This window comes from Alkalicaulis satelles, assembly GCF_008630495.1.
GTDB lineage: Bacteria > Pseudomonadota > Alphaproteobacteria > Caulobacterales > Maricaulaceae > Oceanicaulis > Oceanicaulis satelles.
In genome coordinates this window covers 34,555-55,309 of record NZ_VWOJ01000005.1, presented here as the reverse complement: position 1 = coordinate 55,309, position 20,755 = coordinate 34,555, and the positions used below count along the sequence as shown (strand labels likewise).

At 68.7% G+C, this 20,755-nt stretch carries 14 protein-coding genes; 3 read left to right on the top strand and 11 right to left on the bottom strand.

All coding sequences use genetic code 11. From position 1 onward, the window contains the following. Positions 1 to 5: 5 nt before the first annotated feature. Complete coding sequence (locus tag F1654_RS12920; RefSeq protein WP_150023979.1) at positions 6 to 464, top strand: META domain-containing protein; 459 nt, start codon at positions 6 to 8, stop codon at positions 462 to 464. 34 nt (positions 465 to 498) lie between these two features. After that, the gene (locus F1654_RS12915) at positions 499 to 1,281 is read left to right on the top strand and encodes an META domain-containing protein (RefSeq protein ID WP_150023978.1); all 783 of its coding nucleotides are present in this window, start codon (positions 499 to 501) and stop codon (positions 1,279 to 1,281) included. Positions 1,282 to 1,292: 11 nt separating this feature from the next. Here the strand turns inward: F1654_RS12915 and F1654_RS12910 are convergent, their stop codons facing one another. From F1654_RS12910 to F1654_RS12875, 8 genes are all read right to left on the bottom strand, one after another. Further along, a complete protein-coding gene (locus F1654_RS12910; RefSeq protein ID WP_150023977.1) occupies positions 1,293 to 1,709 on the bottom strand; it encodes a DUF1489 family protein in 417 nt (138 codons plus the stop codon). 9 nt (positions 1,710 to 1,718) lie between these two features. After that, positions 1,719 to 2,501, bottom strand: a complete 783-nt coding sequence (locus tag F1654_RS12905) for a hypothetical protein (protein WP_150023976.1) — start codon at positions 2,499 to 2,501, stop codon at positions 1,719 to 1,721. 75 nt (positions 2,502 to 2,576) lie between these two features. After that, on the bottom strand, positions 2,577 to 3,512 hold the full coding sequence (locus F1654_RS12900; protein ID WP_199200580.1) for a cupin domain-containing protein: 936 nt from the start codon (positions 3,510 to 3,512) through the stop codon (positions 2,577 to 2,579). 72 nt (positions 3,513 to 3,584) lie between these two features. Further along, the gene (locus tag F1654_RS12895; RefSeq protein WP_150023975.1) at positions 3,585 to 5,894 is read right to left on the bottom strand and encodes a S9 family peptidase; all 2,310 of its coding nucleotides are present in this window, start codon (positions 5,892 to 5,894) and stop codon (positions 3,585 to 3,587) included. 106 nt (positions 5,895 to 6,000) lie between these two features. After that, entirely contained in the window at positions 6,001 to 8,049 is a 2,049-nt protein-coding gene (locus F1654_RS12890) for a S9 family peptidase (protein ID WP_150023974.1), read from the bottom strand. 77 nt (positions 8,050 to 8,126) lie between these two features. Beyond that, positions 8,127 to 10,145, bottom strand: a complete 2,019-nt coding sequence (pbpC, locus tag F1654_RS12885) for a penicillin-binding protein 1C (RefSeq protein ID WP_233205295.1) — start codon at positions 10,143 to 10,145, stop codon at positions 8,127 to 8,129. A 97-nt stretch (positions 10,146 to 10,242) separates the two neighbouring features. After that, on the bottom strand, positions 10,243 to 15,111 hold the full coding sequence (locus F1654_RS12880) for an alpha-2-macroglobulin family protein (protein WP_150023973.1): 4,869 nt from the start codon (positions 15,109 to 15,111) through the stop codon (positions 10,243 to 10,245). Positions 15,112 to 15,184: 73 nt separating this feature from the next. Then, positions 15,185 to 16,210 carry a lycopene cyclase family protein gene (locus F1654_RS12875; RefSeq protein WP_150023972.1) on the bottom strand — a complete coding sequence of 342 codons (1,026 nt, stop codon included), beginning with the start codon at positions 16,208 to 16,210 and terminating at the stop codon, positions 15,185 to 15,187. Positions 16,211 to 16,331: 121 nt separating this feature from the next. On the opposite strand from F1654_RS12875, the gene F1654_RS12870 reads away from it, so the two are divergent. Beyond that, the gene (locus tag F1654_RS12870) at positions 16,332 to 16,961 is read left to right on the top strand and encodes a hypothetical protein (protein WP_150023971.1); all 630 of its coding nucleotides are present in this window, start codon (positions 16,332 to 16,334) and stop codon (positions 16,959 to 16,961) included. Here F1654_RS12870 and F1654_RS12865 read toward each other — a convergent pair whose 3' ends face one another. From F1654_RS12865 to F1654_RS12855, 3 genes are all read right to left on the bottom strand, one after another. Then, the gene (locus tag F1654_RS12865) at positions 16,962 to 18,869 is read right to left on the bottom strand and encodes an N-acyl-D-amino-acid deacylase family protein (RefSeq protein ID WP_150023970.1); all 1,908 of its coding nucleotides are present in this window, start codon (positions 18,867 to 18,869) and stop codon (positions 16,962 to 16,964) included. 35 nt (positions 18,870 to 18,904) lie between these two features. Further along, positions 18,905 to 19,840: an alpha/beta fold hydrolase gene (locus F1654_RS12860; RefSeq protein ID WP_150023969.1), complete on the bottom strand. Its 936-nt coding sequence runs from the start codon at positions 19,838 to 19,840 to the stop codon at positions 18,905 to 18,907. 144 nt (positions 19,841 to 19,984) lie between these two features. Then, complete coding sequence (locus tag F1654_RS12855) at positions 19,985 to 20,752, bottom strand: SDR family NAD(P)-dependent oxidoreductase (protein ID WP_150023968.1); 768 nt, start codon at positions 20,750 to 20,752, stop codon at positions 19,985 to 19,987. Positions 20,753 to 20,755: the final 3 nt, after the last annotated feature.

Here is a 20,755-nt window from a genome sequence, read left to right as displayed (position 1 = left end):
ACCCCATGATCCGCACCGCCTTGGCCTTCGCCCTGCCCGCCCTGATGATCGCCGCCTGCGGAGCGCCCGACCCGGCGCCGGGATCCGAAGACCTGGACGCCGCGCCCGAAACCGTTCTGGAGGCCGGCGCGGCGGACGCCCTGACCGGGCCGGAATGGATCGTCACCGCCATTGACGGCGCGGACGTCATCGAGGACGCCGCGCCCACCATCGCCTTCCTGCCCAACGGGGTGACCGGGGCGGCGGGCTGCAACCGTTTCAATGGCGGCTATGAGGCCGACGATATGACGCTGAGCTTCGGTGCGCTGGCGACCACGCGCATGGCCTGCGCCGAGGACCGCATGGAGCAGGAGCGCGCTTTCCTGACCATTCTCAGCCAGATCGTGTCCTATGAGGCCAGCGATGACGGGACGGGACTGACCCTGACCGCCTCGGACGGCCGCACCATCACCGCCACGCGTTAGCAATATCATTCACCGGTAGAGGGGACCTGCCGCCATGAAACTTGCCGCCATACTGATCGCGTCGGCCTCAGCCGCCCTCCTGCTCGCCGCCTGCCAGGCGCCGGAGGAGACCGCAGAAGAAGCCGCTGACGAGGCCGCGCGTGAAGGCGCCGGGGCGGAAGCGCAGGCGGACGCGCTGCTCCCGGATGAGATCGCTGGGCTTTTGCCGCTCAGGGGTTTTGGCCATGAGCCCAACTGGCATGTGCGGGTAGAGGCCGAGACCACTACCCTTTACCGCCAGACCGACCCGATCGTGAGCTTCCCCACCCGCGCCCGTCAGGACGCCAGCGGCGGCGTGCACCTGCAGGACCCGGACGGGCTGGCCCATGTGGCGTTCGCCCGCGCAGTCTGCCGCGACATAGCCACCGGCATGCCCCATCCCTTCACCGTCTCGGCCCAGACTGACGAGGACGCGTTCCAGGGCTGCGGCGGCGATCCTGAAACCCTGTTCTCCGGCATCGACTGGACGCTGGGCGAGCTGGAAGGCGAGACTTTCGTGAGCGAAGGAGAGCTGTCCATCCGCTTTGACGAGGGCCGGGTCTCCGGCGCCAGCGGCTGCAACCGCTTCATGGGCGGCTATGAGCTCACCGGCGAGATGCTCACCCTCACCCAGATGGCCTCCACCCAGATGGCGTGCAGCCAGGACGGGGTGATGGAGCAGGAATTACGCCTTCTGGAAGTGCTCTCGGACGTGCAGATGTTCGACCTCACCGATGAGGGCGATCTGGTGCTGCGCACCGGCCGGAACGAAACCGTCACGGCCCGGCGCGAACACTGAGCCGCACGCCTCTACCAGGCGCCGATCTCGATCAGCTGCGTGCGCAGATCGTCCGGCAAGTCCTCCCCGCCGGCCTGCACCGACAGGTCGGCGGGCGCGTCTTCGGCCTTGAGATAGCGCCAGCCCTGGAAGGGACGGCGCGGCGAAGGGGCAGTGCGCACCAGCTCGGGATCAAGCCGGATCGCGCAGCGCTTCACACCGTCCTCGTCTGTAAATTCCTCAAGATCCACAATGCGCTGGCGCACCTGTATCACCCGCCGGATCACCCAGTAGAGCGAGCCGCCGTCCAAGAGCTCGGCCGCCCGCTTCGGGGTCATGCGCGTGACATGCTCCATGGGACGCCCGTCCGGGGCGATGGTGTCGCGCCAGGCCTCCAGATCCTCAATGGAATCGGCGCCCACGCACAGCTTGACCAGATGAAGCGGCATAAGACTGATCTAGGGCGAGTCCGCCGCCGGGCCAAGACCGGTCCCGGCGCCGCCTTCATCGCGCCAGTCGACGGACAACAGTTCGATGCGCATGGACTGCTCAAAGCGCCGGAACGCCGCCGATCCGGCCAGGCTCATTTCCATAGCCGAAAACCGCGGCCCGCCCAGGTCAGGATCGTGCACGAAGTCCTGCCTCATCGAGAAACGGTCCAGCCGCGCCGCGACATTGGGCTTGAAGCTTTCCGCCGCGAAAAACCTGAAGCCCCGGATCTCTGCGCTTGAAGGATCGACAATCACCTCGCCGCGCAGCGCCCGCAGCATGGCCGCGCTGGCGTCCTCGCTGCCCGGCAGGGCCAGGGGCGCAAAACTGTAGACCTTGCCGCCATCGTCCAACGTACGCTCCAGCGTGGCGCGTTCGCCGATCGCTGCTCGCAAGTCGCTGAAATCCACCGATCCGACATTCATTCTGGTCCGGGGCGCGCCGTCCTCGTCAGCCTGTTCTGAACGGCCCCCGCGCCGGATGGAGGCCCAGACATCGCGCTGGCCGTCGCTGAGAGCGTCCTCCTCAGGTTCAAGCAGCACATACTCGCGCGCGCCATCATCTGACCGGAGCAGTTCGACGGTGACGCTCTCGCCTTCCACCGTCCAGCGCAGGGCCATGCGCGCGGGCGTGCGCTCGCTGACCGTGGCCGAAAGCGCCGTCTCCAGCGGATCGGGCAGCTGGGCGTGCGCGCCGGCAACGGTGATCAGCGTCAGCGTCAGCGCAGCTGTCAGTGAAAAGCGTGCGGTCATGGGAACACCCTCTGCCTGATCGTGACGGCACGATGACAGGCAGGCAGGCGGCATTCCACTTACAAACCCGACAGGTCAGGCCGCCGCGCGGTCGCGATAGCCGGTATCGGCGCCCAGATCCACCTCGAACGTGTCCTCGCTCTTGGGCATGGGCTTGCGCGGACCGGCGATCTTCATCCCGGCCTTCCAGGCCTTGGAGAAAGCGAGCTTGGCCAGCGCCTGCACGCCTTGAGTGCTGGTGCTGCGCGGTTTGAGGCCCATTCGGCGCATGGCGCCATTGGCGTGCAGCACCGCATTCCGCATCAACGAGGCCTTGGTCACCACCTCGCAGGTAATGGAGACATTGAGCCCCTCCACATTCTCCACCCGGTGCGGGGCGTGCAGCGGCCAGCTCACAAAGCTGCCCGGCGTCAGATCCATGGTGGCGGCGTCTGCATCCCAGGCCGGATCAAACGGCATGTCCTCGGTCTTTTCCTTGTGCAGCAGGCCCTCCATGGAGGGCTCATGCAGCCAGGGCGCATGGGGAGGATAGATGCGGAAGCGTTTGACGCCCTTGACGTGGAGAAGCAGCGTCTCGGACACGTCGGCGTGATAGAAGACCTGGGCCTTGGGCGAGGAAATCAGAATGCCGCCATAGGCGCTGATCGGGCGGTATCCCGGATTGAGACGGCGCAGCTGGGCGAACAGGCCCTCAAACAGCGGCTTGTAGACCGCATCGCGATTCATCGCCTCACGCAGATTGATCCACAGCTTGCCCTCGCGCACCGCCTCGAGCAGCTGCATGCCCGACAGATTATGAGCCGAGCCCGCGCGCCAACTGTCAAAATCGGACGGGTCGTCGCCCATGGTGCAGATATCGGTGAGCTCGCGCGGATGGCGCTCCAGTAGGGCGGCCAGCGCTTCCTCAGTGAACTCTCGGGCCATATGCAGGCGGTGACGCGCGGTCATCACGCCCTTGCGGAACTCAGAGCGCTTGTCCTCATTCCAGTCGATCAGCACAGGTTCGGTCATGGTCGGACCCCGTCACATTGCGAGACGCGCACAGGCGCGTGCAGGCAAGGGACGCAGGCTTCATGCCAGCGCTCAGGGCGCGTCGTCTGCGGACGCAGGCATCTCCCGCTCGAAATAGCCGAAGATCGTGCGCCACAAATGCACTTGCAGGGGCGGCGGGCGGATGCCGTGGCGCTCGCCGGGATAGGTCATCATGTCAAAACGCTCGCCGCGCTCCTGCAGGGCCGCGAACAGGCGGGTGGAATTGTCGAAGGTGACATTGTCATCGGCCATGCCGTGAATGATCAGGGTCGGCGTCCGGTAACCATCCAGATGGGCGAACACCGAACCGGCCTCATAGTCTTCGGCGTTGTCTTGCGGCGTGCCCATATAGCGCTCGGTATAATGGGTGTCGTAGAGCGCCCAGTCCGTGACGGGCGCACCGGAGACGGCCGCAGCGAAGCGCCCGGGCGCCTGCAGCGTGGTCATCAGCGCCATATACCCGCCATAGGACCAGCCCCACAGCCCGATCCGGTCTGAATCCACGAAGTCCAGGCCTTGCAGATAATCCAGCCCGGCGATCTGGTCGGCGGCCTCGACAATGCCCATGCGCCGGTGCAGCGCCGCCTCGAAGGCGTGGCCGCGATTGGAACTGCCGCGATTGTCCAGCTTGAACAGGATATAGCCGTGGGCCGCAAACAGCTGGTCGCGCGGATTGGTCCAGCCGCGATGAACGGTCTGGACCAGCGGCCCGCCATAGACCTGCACGATCACCGGGCAGGGGTTTTGCGCCGTGCAGTGATCGGGGCGCAGCATGGACCAGTGCAGCTCGGTCTGGCCGTCAGCCGCAGTGAGGGTTCCGAACTCAGGCGAGACATGGGCGCCGATATGGGGGTGATAGGGATGGCCTTCATCCAGCGCGTTTTCCTCGATCCAGGCGATGCGCGACCCGTCAATGGCGTAGAGGCCGACCTGGGGCGGGGTGTCGGGATCGGACCACGTCCCGATAAACGCCTCGCCGCCCCGGCCCATGACGGTCGACCAGCGCCCCTGGCCTTGCGTGATCGCCTGCGGCTCGCCGCCCTCGAAAGATACGGCGTAAAGATGGCGCTCCAGCGGTGTCTCGCGCCAGCCCTCGAAATAGACTGTTTCGCCATCCTCAGAGAGTCCGGCCAGGCTTGTGACCATCCAGTCTCCGCCGGTCAGCGCGCGCGCCTGCCCGTCTGCGCTCACATGATAGATATGGCGGAAACCACTGCGCTCGGAGGTCCAAAGAAACCCGCCATCTTCCAGCGTGATGAAGTCATCCGACAGATTGATCCAGGTGTCCGCCCGCTCTCTCAGGATCGTGCGCGAACGCCCCGACGCGGCATCGGCGGACAGGATGTCGAGCCCGGTCTGGGCGCGGTTCTGGCGCTGGATCCATATCCGCGCGCTGTCCCGGCTCCAGTGCACGCGCGCCAGATAGATATCGGTCTCCTCACCGAGATAGACCGGTCTGCGCGCGCCCGTGGCGACATCGATCACCCACAGCGTCACCAGCGCATTGGGCCGGCCCGCGCGCGGATAGCGCTGATCGGTGACCGTGACTCCGTCCGCCGTCACGCCAAAGCGCGGGATGATGTCCACCGGCGTCTCGTCCAGGCGCACCACGGCGATGCGGGCGCCGTCGGGCGACCACCAGTATCCCGTCATGCGGCGCATTTCTTCCTGGGCCACGAACTCGGCCACGCCCCAGCTGACCGCGCCCTCGCCCTCTGTGGTCAGCGCGCGCTCCTGGCCGGTTTCCAGATCATGGACCCAGAGATTTTGCTCACGGATGAAGGACACATGGCGCCCGTCCGGGCTGATGCGCGCATCGGTCTCGAATTCAGGCGTATCGGTCAGGCGCCGGGCCTCGCCCGTCTCCACATCCACATGGAACAGATCGCCGTCCAGCGGGACCAGAATGGCGCGCCCCTCGCTGTCCCAGTCATAGCTGACCACGCCGGTCTCGCTGATGCGGGCGCGTTCGCGGAACTGGATTTCAGCCTCTGACAATGCACGCTCTTGCGGCGCCAGAGCGCGCGCATCCACCAACCGGTAGGTGCGCCCGTCGGCTGCGTCCATAGCCCACAGATCAAGCACGGTGCGGTCATCCTGGCGCGGACGCAGGAAGCTGATCCGGCTGCCATCGGGCGAGAAGCGCAGGCCCCGCGGCGCCGGACCGGACAGGGACGGCGAGGCGAAGACGCGCTCAATGGTCAGAGCCTCGCCCTCGCGGACCTCATCGCCCGGGGCTTCCCGCTCAGGGCGCAAATCGGGCGCGGCCGCATTCGGGCGCGGCGCGTCCGGGCCCAGATGCGGCGCGGGCGCCCCGCAGGCGGTGGCCAGAAGAAGAGCGGTAAAGGCGAGCGCGCGCATGGGCGGAACTCCGGGCTGTCAGACGATTGCGCCCGCCACGCTAATGCCGGAGCTGACGATGTAAAAGACGCCGCCCGGCGCTGGATGCGCCGGGCGGGTGTCAGGTCTATTGCTCCAGGCCCAGCATGTCAGGCAGGGGCAGGTCTGCAGGCGGCGGCTCTCCGCCAGGACCTTGCAGATAATGCTTCATCCAGCGCATCACCCGCAGTGCATAGTCATACTGCGCCGCCGCCCGGGCATTGCCATGGCCCTCACCGGGATAGGTGACCAGACGCACTGGCGCCTCGCCGGCCATCTTCAGATAGCGGTAGAGGGTGTAGGACTGGGTGGCGTGGACGCGCAGATCCGCCTCGCCATGCAGGATCAGGGTCGGCGTGCGCGAGCCTTCAGCGTGGCGGGTCGGGCTTTTATCCAGCCACATATCCCAGTTCTCCCACGGGTATTCCATGAAATGGACATCGACCATTTCAACCGGAATCTCGGTGGTGCCGAAGAAGGAGATGAGATCAGTCAGCGCCACGAACGGCGCCGAGGCCGCGAAGTGCTCGGTAGCAATCGTCGCGCCCCAGGCCGCCGCGAAGCCGCCATAGGAGCCGCCGGTGATGCCGACGCGGTCAGGATTGATGATCCCCTCTTCAGCCAGCGGGGCGATGGCGTCGACAATGTCCCAGAACTCGTCGCCCGGCGGGTCGAGATGGTCGAGCTTCATGAAGCGCTCGCCCCGGCCCGTGGAGCCGCGATAGTTGGGATACAGAATGGCGAAGCCCTCGCCGGCCGCGATATGGCCGAAGCGCGAGTAATTATTGAGCCAGCCATCGCTGTCATGGGCTTCCGGCCCGCCATGGACCGTCATGATCAGCGGCCAGCCGCCGCGCGGAGCGCGGCCTTGCGGCGTGATCAGCACGCCCTCGACCCGCTCGCCGTCGCGGGCTTCCCATTCCACGGTGCGCTGGACGCCCCAGGCGATATCGGCCAGTTGCGGATTGTGATCGGTCCAGCGCGCGAACGCCTCGCCGGGCCGGGCGAAAAACAACTCACGCGGATGGGTGGGAGCGTCCACCACCGCGGCGATGGCGCCGCTATCGCGGTGCAGGTCGATGCTGCGCAATACGCCGCCCTCGAACGGGGTGCGGGCGCGCTCCTCGCCATCCACGCCATACTGCAACAGCGCGCTGGTGGTTCCGGTGTGGGCCAGCGTCAGGATGGTGTCATTGTCCAGCCAGGCCAGACCATAGAGATGTTGCTCGGCCCAGCGGTCCACATAGGCCATCTCACCGGTGCGCGCATCGGCGATGTGGAGCGTGCCGTCGGTGGAATCGGCCCGGTCGGCGCCGGCCAGGAAAGCCAGGCGCGCACTGTCCGGCGAAAACGCCGCCGGCCCAAGCTTGCTGAGCGTTTCGGCCACACTGATCACGCGGCCATTGCGCGCATCCACCACATGCCAGCGCCGGCTCATCAGATTGTCGTCCACCAGCGCGGTCGGCGCCAGATCGACCGCCAGGCGCGCGCCGTCCGGGCTGACGATCACCTGGGTGGCGTGGCCGTCCAGATCGAAGCGTGTGGCGGGCGTATCGGGCGCGGTGAGATCGGCGCGCCAGACATGGGAGAAGACCTGCTGCTCCTCGAATACATTGGCCCGGAAGCCCCGCTCGGCCAGGCGCGCGCGCATGGGATCGGGCCGGTCCTGGGCGACGAAATAGAGCGTGCGGCCATCGGGCGCGATCTGATAGCTGCGGATCGCCTGGGGATGGGAGAAGATGCGCTGCGCCTCGCCGCCGGCCAGATCGATGCGGTAGAGCGCCATGGCGCTGTCACCGGACCGGTTGGCCAGGAAGGTCACGCCCTGCCCGTCCGGGGTCCAGGCGATGGCGGCCACCCGGCCCTCGCCAGCTACAAAGGCGCGGCTCTGCCCCTCGCCGGTGGCGATATGAAGCTCGATATGGGCTACGCCATCGGAGGCGCCGCCGGGCACGTCGCGCGGCACGGTGACGGTATAGGCTGCGCGCTCGCCGTCAGGCGAGATCACCGCCGCGCCCACCTGGCGGATCTGGAACAGGTCTTCAATGGTCAGCGGGGTCTGCTGGGCCCCGGCGGCGGCGCTGAGCAGCGCTGCAGCCATCAGCGCCAGAGCGCCGCGCAGGATCGGGAGGGTCATGACAGGCCATCCTTCCTCGAGTGAATGATGGCGCACACTAACCGCCCGCAAGTCCGGGCGTCGAGACGTCAGGCGCCTCAACCCGCCGGCATGCGCACCCGCACGCGCACGCGCGTTGTGCGCCCGGCGCCGTCCACGGCGGTGAGGGTGTAGAAGCCCGGCCCGCCCGGCGTCCACAAAGGCGAACCGCCAGCGTCACGGGGCACCGGCGCACCATCGGCATACCAGCCCAGCCGTCCCTCCCCGCGCGCGGCGAGCACGAAGCCGCGCGCGCCATCTTCGGCCCAGATCTCCGCGCCATCAGGCGGAAACAAAATTTCCGGCGGGGCGCCGTCGCGCTCGAACCGCTCCAGCGGGCGGGGCGTGGGCGCGCTCTGGCTTGAGCGCGGGCGGGCGCGCGCGGCGAAGCCCGGATCAATGCGCGCCACCGCGTCATAAAGATCAAACAGAGCCGGCAGCGCGGCGGCCCGGCCCGTCACCCCCGGGCGCGGCGCGCCATCCGGGCGCCCGGTCCACACCACGATTACATACCCCCCGGCCACCCCCGCCGCCCAGGCGTCGCGATAGCCGTAGGAGGTGCCGGTCTTGTAGGCGATAGCCGGGGCCGAACTGGTCAGCCGCGCGGGCATACGGCCCGGCGGAGCGGGCGAGCCTTCAAGAATGGTGATCACCTCGCGCGCGGCGGGCGCAGCGATGAGACGCACCGGGGCGCGCCGGGCCGCGCTTTCCTCGCCCTCGGTCCAGACCAGCGGCCTGGCCCGGCCCTCATCGCCCAGCGCAGCGTAGACCAGCGCCAGATCACGCGCGCTGAGGCCCAGCCCGCCCAGCCCCACCGCCAGTCCCGTCGCCCCGCCCCGCGCGCCCGGCAAAGACGGCGCGCCGCCCGCCTGGGACAGGACGGCGGTGAAGCGATTGGCGCCCACCTGGTCGAGCACGCGCACGGCGGGCACATTAAGCGAATGCTGCAGGGCCTCTGCCACCGTCACCTCGCCGCGGAACAGGCGGTCGAAATTCTCCGGCTGATAGCTGGCGAAGCGGGCGGGCAGGTCAGCGATGCGGGTGCCCGGCGCCGCCGACCCGTCCTCGAAGGCCAGCGCATAAATCAGGGGCTTGAGCGCCGAGCCCGGCGAGCGACGGCGGTCGGTCAGATCCAGCCAGCCGCCCGCCCGATCCAGCCCCGCCGAGCCCACGGCCGCGCGCACCGCGCGGGTCTCGATCTCCACGATCAGGGCGGAGGCCTGCACCGCCTCGCCCGCCCCTTGCGCCAGCGCCGCCACCAGACGCTCGGCCTCGCCCTGCAGGCGCGCATCGAGGGTGGAGCGCACCTCGCCTGCAATAGTCGCTCGCGCACGAATGGTCTCGGCGGCATGCCAGGCGCGCGCCGGAAAGGCGTGACGGCCTTCAGGGATCGCCTCGTCGGCAGCGTCGGCGGCGCGGGTTTCGCTGATCAGCTCCAGACGCGCCATGCGCTGGAGCAGGCGCGCGCGGGCCGAGCGCGCCGCTTCGGGGCGCAGGTCCGGCCGGCGCGCCTCGGGCGCCTGGGGCAGGGCGATCAGCAGCGCGATCTGGTCGGGCGTCAGACGGTCGGGCTCGCGGTCGAACCACGCCCAGCTCGCCGCCCTCACCCCTTGCAGATTGCCGCCATAGGGCGCGAGGGTGAGATACAGCTCCAGGATCTCGTCCTTGCTGAGCCGGCGCTCCAGCTGCACGGCTCGCGCCATCTCGATCAGCTTGGCCCCGATAGTGCGGTCCGGGCGCGGCTCCAGCAGGCGCGCGGTCTGCATGGTGATGGTGGATGCGCCCGACTGGATGCGCCCGCTCATCACCGCCTGGCCCACGGCGCGGATCATCGCCAGCGCGTCCACCCCGCCATGGCGGTAGAAACGCCGGTCCTCCACCGCCAGCAGCGCGTCGATGAAGGCCGGGTCGATCCGGTCCAGATCAGCCGCCAGGCGCCAGCGCCCCTCCTCGACCGGAAACGCGCGCAGGGCCCGCCCCTCGCGGTCAGCGACCACGAGCGACACGCTGCGGCCGGCCTCGATGGGCGGCGGCAATACCAAATCGGCTATTTTCAGGACGAAAACCGCCGATAACATTACGAAAACGCCCGAGATGAGCACGACAACCGGCCTGCCCGGCATCCGCCAGTGCGGACTTATCCTCGCCAGGAAGGGGGGGATAGCGCCCATCTTGTCACTCGCCGATGACCAGCCTTGAGGAGCCCGTGCGCGCCGTCACGTCCGGCCTGTACATGTCCTCGGCCACCGCGCCCGGCAGGGCGAAATCGCCCGGCGTCACCGCCCGTACCAGATAGGCGAAGCGCTCTGTGCGGCCCCGGCGCGACTCGATCGCGGCAACAAACCGGTCATCACGCGCCTCGGTGACCTGCGCGTAGCTCAGATCGCCCAGGAAGGCGTAAGGACCGTCCGGCGCGCCGTCCGAGGGCTCCAGCAGGCCCTCGATCTCAAAGCCCGCAGGCAGGAGATCGGCAATGGCGTAGCTCGCCAGCGCCTGACGCACCGGGCTCAGCTCGATGAGCACCACCAGCCGGTCTCCCTGGGATACCGCCGACAGGTCAGCGGCGTCGCCAAACACGGTAAACACCTGTTTTTCAAGATCCAGCTGGCTCGACGAGGCGGGCGGCGCGGACGCCGGCGCGCCACGGGCCATGGCGGTCAGGAAGACCGGATTGCGTCCGGTGTTCTCGAACGTCCCGGCTTCGGCCAGGGCGGCGGCGTCATAGCTCACCGCGGCTGGATCCTCCGCCACGCCGTCATAGCTCACTGACACTTGCGTCCCCTCACCGGCCAGCGCGCGCGCGGCCATGATCAGGAAGGCTTTTTCCTGGGTGGTCAGGCGCGAAGGCTCGGGCACATTCGTGCCCAGAGGTCCGGACAGACGCTCCACCACAGCGCCCTGTCCGGCTTCAGCGGCCAGGGCCAGAACACCGGCCATGTCGCGGCGGGGCGACTGATACCAGTCGCCTTCATTGCGATAGCCCAGCGCCTCCATAGCGGCCTCGAACGCGCTGGCTGCGCGCGCCTGATCGCCAATGGCGGCCAGGCCTGCGCCAATATGGGCGCGCGCCAGCGGGCTCTCGATACGCCGGATGCGCTCGTCATGCATATAGCGCAGGCGCGAGCGGTCCGGCTGGCCATTGCGGGCCAGCACATAGAGCGCATAGGCCGAGCTGCGGTCCTCCAGACGCTCGCGGGTGTCGCGGCTCCAGCGCGCTTCGGGCACGGACGAATTATAGCCGGATGCCCGCCACAGCTCACCCCGGGCCACGGGCTGCAGCTGGGCCAGAGCGCGTTCGACAGACGCGCGCGGCACGCTGTAGCCGGCCTCGGCGGCGCGGGTCAGGAAGTCCGTGGCGTAGGCGCCCAGCCAGGGCGTGGCCAGGCCGTCTCCCATGCGCCACAGGCCAAACGCCCCGTCCGCACTCTGGCGTGACAGCAATTGTTCGATGGTGCGGCGCACGTCGGCTGCAGCTCCGCCGGGCGCATCATCGCGCGCCAGCGCCGCCAGCTGAGCGGCGTAGAGCAGCGGCCAGGCCCGGCTGAGGCTCTGTTCGGTGCAGGCGAAGGGATAGGCGGCCAGATCGCGGTAAAGCGGGCCGGGATCAATCGGGAAGGCCGAGGCCGTCACCTGCAGCGAACCTGATCCGTCGAGATAATGCGCCAGCGCATCGCGCGGCGGCGACCAGCGCTCACCAGGGCTGAGGATCTGCCGGCTGATTCGGGTTTCCGGCAGCCAGGGCGAGCGCACCTCGATGGGGTAGTTGCGCACGGTGGCGAAGGCTTCAGGTCCGTCCACCGACAGGCGCAGGGCACCCACGCCCACCGCCTCGCCCGTCAGAGCAACACGGCGGTCCTCACGCTGGCCGGGAGCGAGATCCAGGCTCACGGCCTCCCCAGGCGCGCTCAAGGGACCCTCCGCGCTGACGCGCGCGGTGAAGGCGCCCTCGGGCAGGTCGATATTGTCAATCGTGACCGTAGCCTGGGCGGTATCGCCCGGAGCCAGGAAGCGCGGCAGGATCAGTTCGGACGGCGCATCCTCGCGCACCGTCACCGCCCGGGAGGCCGAGCCCAGCCCGGTCTGGGACCAGACCGCGGCCATCAGGCGCAATTCTCCATTGAATTCAGGGATATCCAGCGGGATGGAGGCCCGGCCCGTACGGTCGAGCTGAACCGGTCCGGAGAACAGCGCCACGGTCCGGGTCGGCACCACGGAAAGCCCGGCCGCGCCGATCTGGTCACCGCCCGAGCGCACCGCCGCCGCCGCGCCCTGATTGGGATCAAGCAGACGGCCATAATCATCAAGCAGATCCACCCCCAGGGCCGGCTTGCCATAGAACCAGGCTTCCGGATCGGGCGAAGTGAAATTGGTCAACAGCAGAATACCCTCGTCCACCGCCGACAGGGTGACCCAGGCGCGCTCACCGGACGGGCCGTCCCCGGCGCGCACATCGACCACCAGCGGGCGTTCGGGATGGACGCGCTCGGGCGCACCCAGCGTCACGTCAAAACGGCGCCCGTCCACATTCACCGGCACGAAGGCCACCCCCACCGCGCGGCGCGGACGGGGCTGATTGACCGCATCGCGGCCGGTATAGACGCTGACCATCACATAGGCGCCCGATCCCCATTCGCGGGTGACCGGCAGGGTGAGTTCGGCGCCAGCCTCGGACACTTCGATCTGACGCGAGGCGAGGATCCGGTCATTGGCCACCACCACTTCAGCCCTGCCTGCATAAGGCGCACGGATAGTGATGGTTGCGTTGCCGCCGGTCTGGGGCGCGCGATCTGGACCGGCCACGCGCACGGTGTCGGGCGCTTCCTCGCCCGGACGGGCGCGGCCGCCATAACCGACCCAGAAGCCCGACGAGGCCACATCGCGCTCGCCATCGGACACGATCAGCGCGTAATCGCCCCAGCTGAGCGCGCCGGTGGAAATGGCCGCCGGCTCTGCGCCGTCCAGGCGCGCCTGGCCGCTTTCGATGGGCACGACACGCTCGGAACGCCGCCAGCGCCACTGGCCGCCATCGGTGCGGTACCAGTCATAACTGTAATCGCGGCGCACCAGGCGCCATTGCAGATCGGCGCGAACCGGCGCGCCCTCGACATCCACCGCCACCAGGGAGAAGCGGGCCGGGGCATTGCGGTCAATCGTCCCGTCAAACTCCGGCTTCAGGCCGGCATAGCGCTCAAGCGGACGGTATGGGATGCGCACATCATCAGCCACGGCGCGCCCGCCGGGCTCCTGCACGCGGATCACCGCGCGCACGCGCAGGGGCAGGCTCGAATCCTCGCCGCGCCCGTCAGCGGACACCGGCACGCTGGCCTCGCCGCGCCCGTCGGCCATGGTGCGCGGCAGGTCCATGAAGCTTTCCGAAAAGCGCTCGTCATGGCGTCCGAAGCGATAGCCCTCCCAGTCCGGGAAGGGATTGGGATCAGGCTCCACCCGCGCCGAGCCCTCCACAGGAAGGCCCGCGCCGGGTGCGCCATAGAGGAAGCGCACGCGCGCATCGACCATGCGCGATTGCCCCGCCAGCAGGGGCGTATCGGTGTCGGCGCTCAGGCTCAGCTCCACGCGCTGGGGTACGAAATCCTCCACCGCGAAGCGCGCCGAGCCCACCTCGCCCGCCCCGTCCAGCGTCAGGGACAGCCGCCACTGCCCGCGCGCAGCGCTGCGCGGCAGCTCAAAGCCGTGGGAAAGCCCGCCAGCATTGCGCGCGCCGTCAAAACGGTGGCGCGTCAGCTCCAGACCATTGGGCTGATAGACGATGAGGGCCCCCGCGCGGTCCTCCACCGCCCGCGCCGCCGCGTCGCGGATCAGGGCGCTGGCCTGCACCGTCTCGCCGGGCCGGTAAACACCCCGGTCGAGATAGAGATAAGCGTCCGCCGCTGCGGGACGGTCGCGCCCCGAGACGGGGTGGCTCGAAAGATCCACCGGATTGCGGGTGAGATCCAGCAGCGCAAAATCGCCATCGGCCCCGTAAGCGGCCAGCATGCGCGGCGCATTGCCGTCGGCGCCGCTCATCAAAGCCCGGCTGAAGCGCGCCTTGCCGTCCAGGCCCGTGGTCTGGGTGGCGAGCACTTCATTGGAGCGGGCGATCAGGCGCACGTCCACGCCCTGGGCCGGGCGCGCGTTTTGCAGCGAGCGCACCGTCACCTCCATCCCGTCCGCCCCGCGCCAGGCGGTGAAGGCCAGATCGGTGACGATCAGCCAGCGCCGGGCGCGGGCATGGTTATTCCGCCCCCCATTGCCTGAAACGGCTTCATAATCATCAACTTCCACATAATAGGCGCCCGGCTGGAGCCGCCCGATGGCTTCGGCCAGCGGGAACACCGTGGTCACCTGGGCGTTGACGGGGCCGGGCGTGTCCATCGCCCCGCGCCAGACTTCCACTCCGGCGTCGCCGGGCACTTCCTCGCCATAGGCCCAGCGCCATTCGCCGCTGGCGGCGTTGAAGCCGGAGGTGATCTCGCGGAAGGCCAGCGCCCGGTCGGTCACCCGGTGCACGATGACGCGCACCCGGTCCACATTGACCGTCTGGATGGCCAGCCCGTCCGCGTCCACGCGCGGCAGGATGATCCCGTCGCCGGCAAAGCCAATAAAGGCGGGCCGGTCGTCAAAGTTCAGCACCGCCTCCTCATCCGCCGCCAGGCGCTGGCCGTCCGCCGACGGCAGGCCCTCGCGCAAGGTCACCGTGCGGGTCTGGCCGAATTGCAATCCGCCCACGCACAGGCGCTGGCCGTCCACAGCCAGGGAGACCGGCTCGTCGATGGCGATATAGGCCGAGTAGTCCACATCCGGGTCGAGGGGGGCGGAGAAGGTCAGGCACAGCTCAGGGGCGGGCGATTCCAGATTGATGGCGTAGCGCAGATACTCGAACCGGTCGGGCGCTTCTTCCGCCGCGCGCGGCGCATCGGCGGCGCGCGGCGTCAGCAGCGGACCCTGCGGCGCGGGCGCGTCGGCGCCGCCGCCGGGATCGCACGCGGCCAGCGCCCCCGCCAGCATCATCAGACCGGAAAGGCGAAGCAGTGAGCGCGCGATCATGGCGGCGTCCCCTCGTATGTGCGTGTCCCTTAGGAGATTTTCGCAGGTTTGGCCGCGATGTCGAGGCCCGTCCCTAGTCGCCGCGCGCCGTTCCGGCCAGAAACGCCGTCACGGCGTCCGGATCAGATGCGGTCATCTGGGCATTCAGCCAGTCCGCCGCCGTCTTCGGGGCCTGGCGCAAACGCTTGTGCAGGGCAAGGGCGGCGGCGCGCGAAGCGGCGCCCGGGTCGGGCGGCGCGCTGATCAAGCGTCCGCTGATCCAGTCATGGGTCGCGCCTTGAGCCCAGCGGGCCAGGCGCAACGCCTCCAGCCCCACCGCAAACCGCAAGCCGCCCGCCCGCGCAGGCGCGTTGATCACGGGACCGGGCGGCGCCTTGCGCGCTTCGGGCGGGACCAGCGGCAGCACCGCCCGGCGCGCGGGCGTGTGTGATCGCCCGCCCAGCGCCTCGTCCAGAACCGCTTTCAGTCCCGCGCCGTCATCGCCGGGCGGGGCGAGACGCACGGCTTCGGCCAACATCCGGCCATCGGCCAGGACATGGCGCTGGACCAGCATCAGGCCGCCCGCCTGCACTTGGGGGGCGGAGAGTTCGAAGCCCGCTTCGGCCCCGTCCGCGGGCGCTTCGGCGGAGAGAATGATCTGGGTGAATGCCCCGGCGGCCACGCCATGGCCAGGCGCCGGGCGCGTATCGATAATCTGACGTGCGCGCAGGAGCCCCAGACTGCAAGAGAGCTCCGCCCGGCCTGCACTGGCGCGCACATCGTCAAGGCGCACGCCACGCGCCAGCCGGGCGTGGGAGGAGGCGCTGAGCGCGTCCAGCGCGGCGTCCTGAACCGCCTGCGCCTCGACTGTCCAGATGGGCGCGGCGCTCAGGGTCCCGGCCCGCCCGGCATAGCGCACGGCCCGGGTCTCATTCACCGCAAAGCGCGCCAGCGCATGGCCCGGCGGGGCGGGAAACACCCACACGCGCCGGTCAGGCCGGGCCTCGCGCGGGTCAATCACCAGCAGGGACAGGCCCAGGCCCGGCCCCGCCAGCGCCCGCGCCAGCGCCAGACCCGCCATGCCCGCCCCGATAATGATCACATCCGCATCCGCTCGCATGATGCGGAGGAAGCCGCACACAGCAGCGCGGCGTCAAGACAGGGCTTGCCCGGCGCCGCTTTGCGGACCGCCAGAGAGGAACTAGAATGTCCGGACAAGCTCAGCCCCATGGGAGACCGCCATGCTGATCGCCGCCCTGCTCGCCGCCGCCTTTCCCGCCCCTGTCAGCCTGGACGAAATCGCGGTTTATGATCGGCTGGACTGGCCGCGCGAGGTGACCGAGTGCGACCGGCTGGCGGCCCACCCTGATGATCCTGAACGGGTGGCCGAAGGCGTGGCGCAGGGCGATGTGGACCTCGTCGCGGCGCGTGCGGCGTGCGAGGCGGCGGTAGCGGCGGACCCGGACAATCCGCGCCTGAATTACCAGCTGGCGCGGGTGAACGGCTATGCGGGCAGCCATGACGAGGGCCAGCCGTTTCGCGATGCGGCCCTGCGCGCGGGATACCCGCAATCGCTGTTCGTGGTGGGCTATATCCGCCTGACCGGCTGGGATGGGCGCCCGGCTGACGCCTGCTATGGCGGCGAGTTGATCCGGCGCTCGGCCCGGGCCGGGCGCTTCGCCGGGCTGGTGGGCTTTCCCCACTACGCCCTGACCGGACGCTTTGCAGGCTGCCCGTCAGACCAGCCGCGCATCGACCGCGATGAAATCGCACGCTTTCTCGATCACGCCGAGGCTGACGCCCGGGGCTTCTACCAGGAGCTTCTGGTCATCCATCTGCGCCTGCGGATGGATGAGCGGATGGGGGAGTGATCACTCCGCCGCCACTTTCAGCGCCTCGCCCTGGGGCGCCCAACTCTTGTGGCGCAGGGCGCGGCCCAGGGTCTGGCGCCCGGCGGCCTCGGTGAAGCCCGCCCCGTCCCAGACCTGAACGCCGCTCACCAGTACGGCGCGCACCACGCCGTCAGAGCGGTTGACCATCTGTTCGTGCTCATAGTCTTCGCGCCAGACGAAGCGGGAACTGGCTTCTGAATCATAGGCCTGGAGGGCCCGGGGATCGATGATGGCGATATCGGCGCGCGCGCCCTCCTCCAGCCGCCCCGCATCCACGCCGATGAACTCGGCCGGTTCGCGCGTCAGGCGGCGGATCTGGCTGGCGACCCGCTCCAGCCCTTCGGACTGGGCGATCTGCAGGCAACGCAGATTGCCGTCATAGAAGGCCATATTGGTGATGTGGGCGCCCGAATCATTGAAGCCGGGCAGGATTTGCGGGTGGTTGAGAAGCGCGCGCACGATCGCCGGATCGCGATTGGCCGAGACCGTCCACCAGCGCAAGGCCAGATCATATTCGCGCAGGAGATGGAGCATGAAGCCCGCCTCCTCCACGGCGCTGTCCGGCATGGCCTCGAAGGCGGCGCGCTCATCGTCAGAGCGGGCGAGCGAGGCGTCGGCGCGCCAGGCCTGATAGCGGCCATGGACCTGGGCGAAGGTCTCGCCCGTCCAGATGTCCGGCCCGCCGGAGTGGAAGACCATCTCGTTGAAATCACGGTCAAACGCCAGCGTCTCCATGTTCAGGAGCCGCTTCAGCCGGGCCGGGCCGAAGCCGGTCTTGCCCGTCATCCACATTCTGGAGAAGCGCGCCTGGAAGGCCGGATCGTCCAGCAGGGCGCGCCGGCCGGCGGCGTCTTCCAGATCCAGCTCGTTGAGCTCGCGCAGGGCCGGGATTTCCTCGGCCAGCGGATTGATGGGCCCATCCCAGAACACCTTGAACGGCGCGGCCAGCGCCTGGAAGCGGAAATGGCCCTTGAAGAGCGGTGAGTTGTATAACTTCGTCAGCAAAAGAGCGAGCCGGCGCAGGGACTTGTTGGCCGCCACATCAAGCGCGGCCACCGCCGTGACCTTGAGCGGCTTGCCGTGCAGGCGGGCCGAGGTGAGGGCGAAATTGCGCGCCACGGCCAGCGGGCTGTCCTTGGGCGGGGTCGCCTGCCAGATCCGGTCATGGCGGCGCAGCACGCTGGTGAGGCGCTTGAGCTCGCGATACTGGCCGAACTGGCTGGGGATCTTCACCCGGCGATTGGGATCTTCGGACAGGAAATGGAAAGGCAGCGCATCGGTGGAGAAGCCCGGATAGCCCTCCTCCATCGCCGTCTCCAGAAGGGCTTCCATCTGTCTGAGATCGTCCTCGCCGGCCTTGCGCGAGACCGCGCCGTTCAGGCCCATGACCTCGATGCGCAGCATGGAATGTGGAATGAGCGGAATGACATTGCAGCCCAGCGGCAAGTCATCGAGATGGGCGTAATAGCCCGCCGAGCTGGTCCAGACCGCCTTGTCGGCGACCTTGCGCAGCACGGGTTTGGGCATGTTTTCCACCCGGGCGAAACAGTCGACCAGCGGGTCCTCGCCATTGCGGCGCTGATTGCCATAAGCCAGGCCCAGCGAGCAATTGCTCATCATCACGGTGGTGGTGCCGTGGCGCACGGCCTCTTTCAGAGCCGGGTCAAACTCCACCTCGAGGTCGAGATGGGTGTGCAGGTCCACCAGGCCCGGAATCACCCACAGGTCTTGCGCTTCAATGACCTGATCGGCCCTGGAGCGGTCCAGATCCGTCCCGCGCGCGGCGACCCGCCCGGCGCTGATGGCCACATCCTCGCGCACCGGCGGCGCGCCCGTGCCGTCAAACACCAGCCCGCCCGTGATGATGCAGTCATAACGCGCGCTCATGATCGGCCTCCTCCCCGAGTCATGGCCCTTGTGCTTCAGGCCTTGGTCATAGCGGACTGGAATTGAAGGAAGGCGTCAAGCACCTCGCCAGGCGCTTCGAGCTGGGGGTAATGGCCCGCGTGAGCGATGAGTACGGTGTCGGGATTGGGCACAAGCTTTTGATAATGCTCGACCATATGAGCGCCTGATACCGGGTCCAGCGCCCCGTCTATGACCCTTAAGGGAACCGGAGAATCCACCAGCGCGCCCACCCAGCGTTCGCGCGTGGCGCGCCGCTCGGCGATATAGCGGATGAGTTTGTGACCAATACGCGGCATGCCGCCGCCATGCGTGGCCAGCGCCCAGAACGCGTCCAGGGTCTCTTTCGTGGGCTGGGTGTCCGGCCCGAACACCTCGCAAAGCCCTGTTTCAAAACGCTTTCGCGTCATCATGCGGCTAAGCAGCGGCCCTATGGGAGAGTGCAGCAGGCGCTGGGTGAAGGTGGCGCGGTGCTGCTCGGGGAAGAGCCCGCCATTGAGAAAGCAGACCGATACAATCTCCAGCCCCGCCAGGCCCTTGTCCCGCCGGTCGATGACGCGCGCCAGCAATTCCTGGGCGACCGTGTCGCCATAGTCATGGGCCAGGATGTGACAGGCGCTGACGCCCAGCCGGTCCAGCCAGGTTTCGTGCAGGTCGGCCTGGTCCTGGATGGAATAGTCATACCGGGCCGGCTTGTCGGAAAACCCGAAGCCGATCATATCGATAGCAGCCACACGAAAGCGCTCGCACAGCGCCTCCCACTGGTGAACCCAGTCCCAGCTGGCGGTGGGGAAGCCGTGAATGAGAATCAGGACGGGGCGGGCCTCATCGCGCCAGTCGCCGCCGGTGCGCTGGAAAATCTGATGGCCGCGATAGCCGAAATAGCTGCCGCCCGCGCGCCAGTCTTCGAGGGATAGGGGCGCTTGGGGAGGCGGGAACTGGGAGGGGGACATCTTGGGGTCTCGCAGCTTGTGGGCCGCCCAGCTTATCCCCCTGATCCGGCGCCGGAAACCGCCGGTTTCGTACTCAAAACAGCCGTTTTGGTGCTGAAAACGCACCCGTGGGCGCCTCGCGGCTGTTCACGCGATCGTGAACGCTCAGCGCACGTAGCTCGCGCCGTTAAGATCAAATGTGGCGCCCGTCGCCGACGCGCACGCGCCCGACAGGAGCAGGGCGGCCAGGGCGCCGATCTCGTCTGCGTCCGCCATCCGGCCCAGCGGGATGTCCGCCTCGGCCCGGGCGCGCGCTTGCGGGTCCGATAGGGCCATGTCGGTATCGACCCAGCCCGGCGCGATGGCGTAGGCCAGAAGCCCCTGCCCCGCATGGGCGCGCGCCAGCGTCTTGATCAGGGCGATGAGCCCGGCCTTGGAGGCGGCGTAAGACGCATGGTCCGCGTCATCGCCGCGATGGGCCGCACGCGAGGCGATGGCCAGGAGGGTTCCGCCCGAACCGGAGCCCGTACCGGGGAGCCAGTCGCGGGCGGCGAGGCGCGCCAGATCGGCGCAAGACGTCAGATTGACCTGCAGCGTGCGCGCCCAGTTGGCCCGCCAGTCCGCCTCGCCCGCAGCAACGCCAGCGCCTTCGAAAATGCCGTGATTGAGCACCAGAGCGTCCGGCGTGCGCCCGGCGGTCTTCACCGCCGCCGCCCACAGCGCCCCCGCCGCGTCCGGTTCGGCCAGATCCGCCGCGATCAGCCCGGCGCAGCGGGGGCCGAGCGCCGCGGCCACCGCTTCAGCTTGCGCGCGGTTGCGTGCGTAATGGACCAGCACATCGCCGCCAGCATTGGCGCACGCGCGCGCAATCGCCGCCCCCACCCCGCGCGAGGCGCCGGTGATAAGGATCAGGCGGTTTTGAAGCGCGGCCATCGC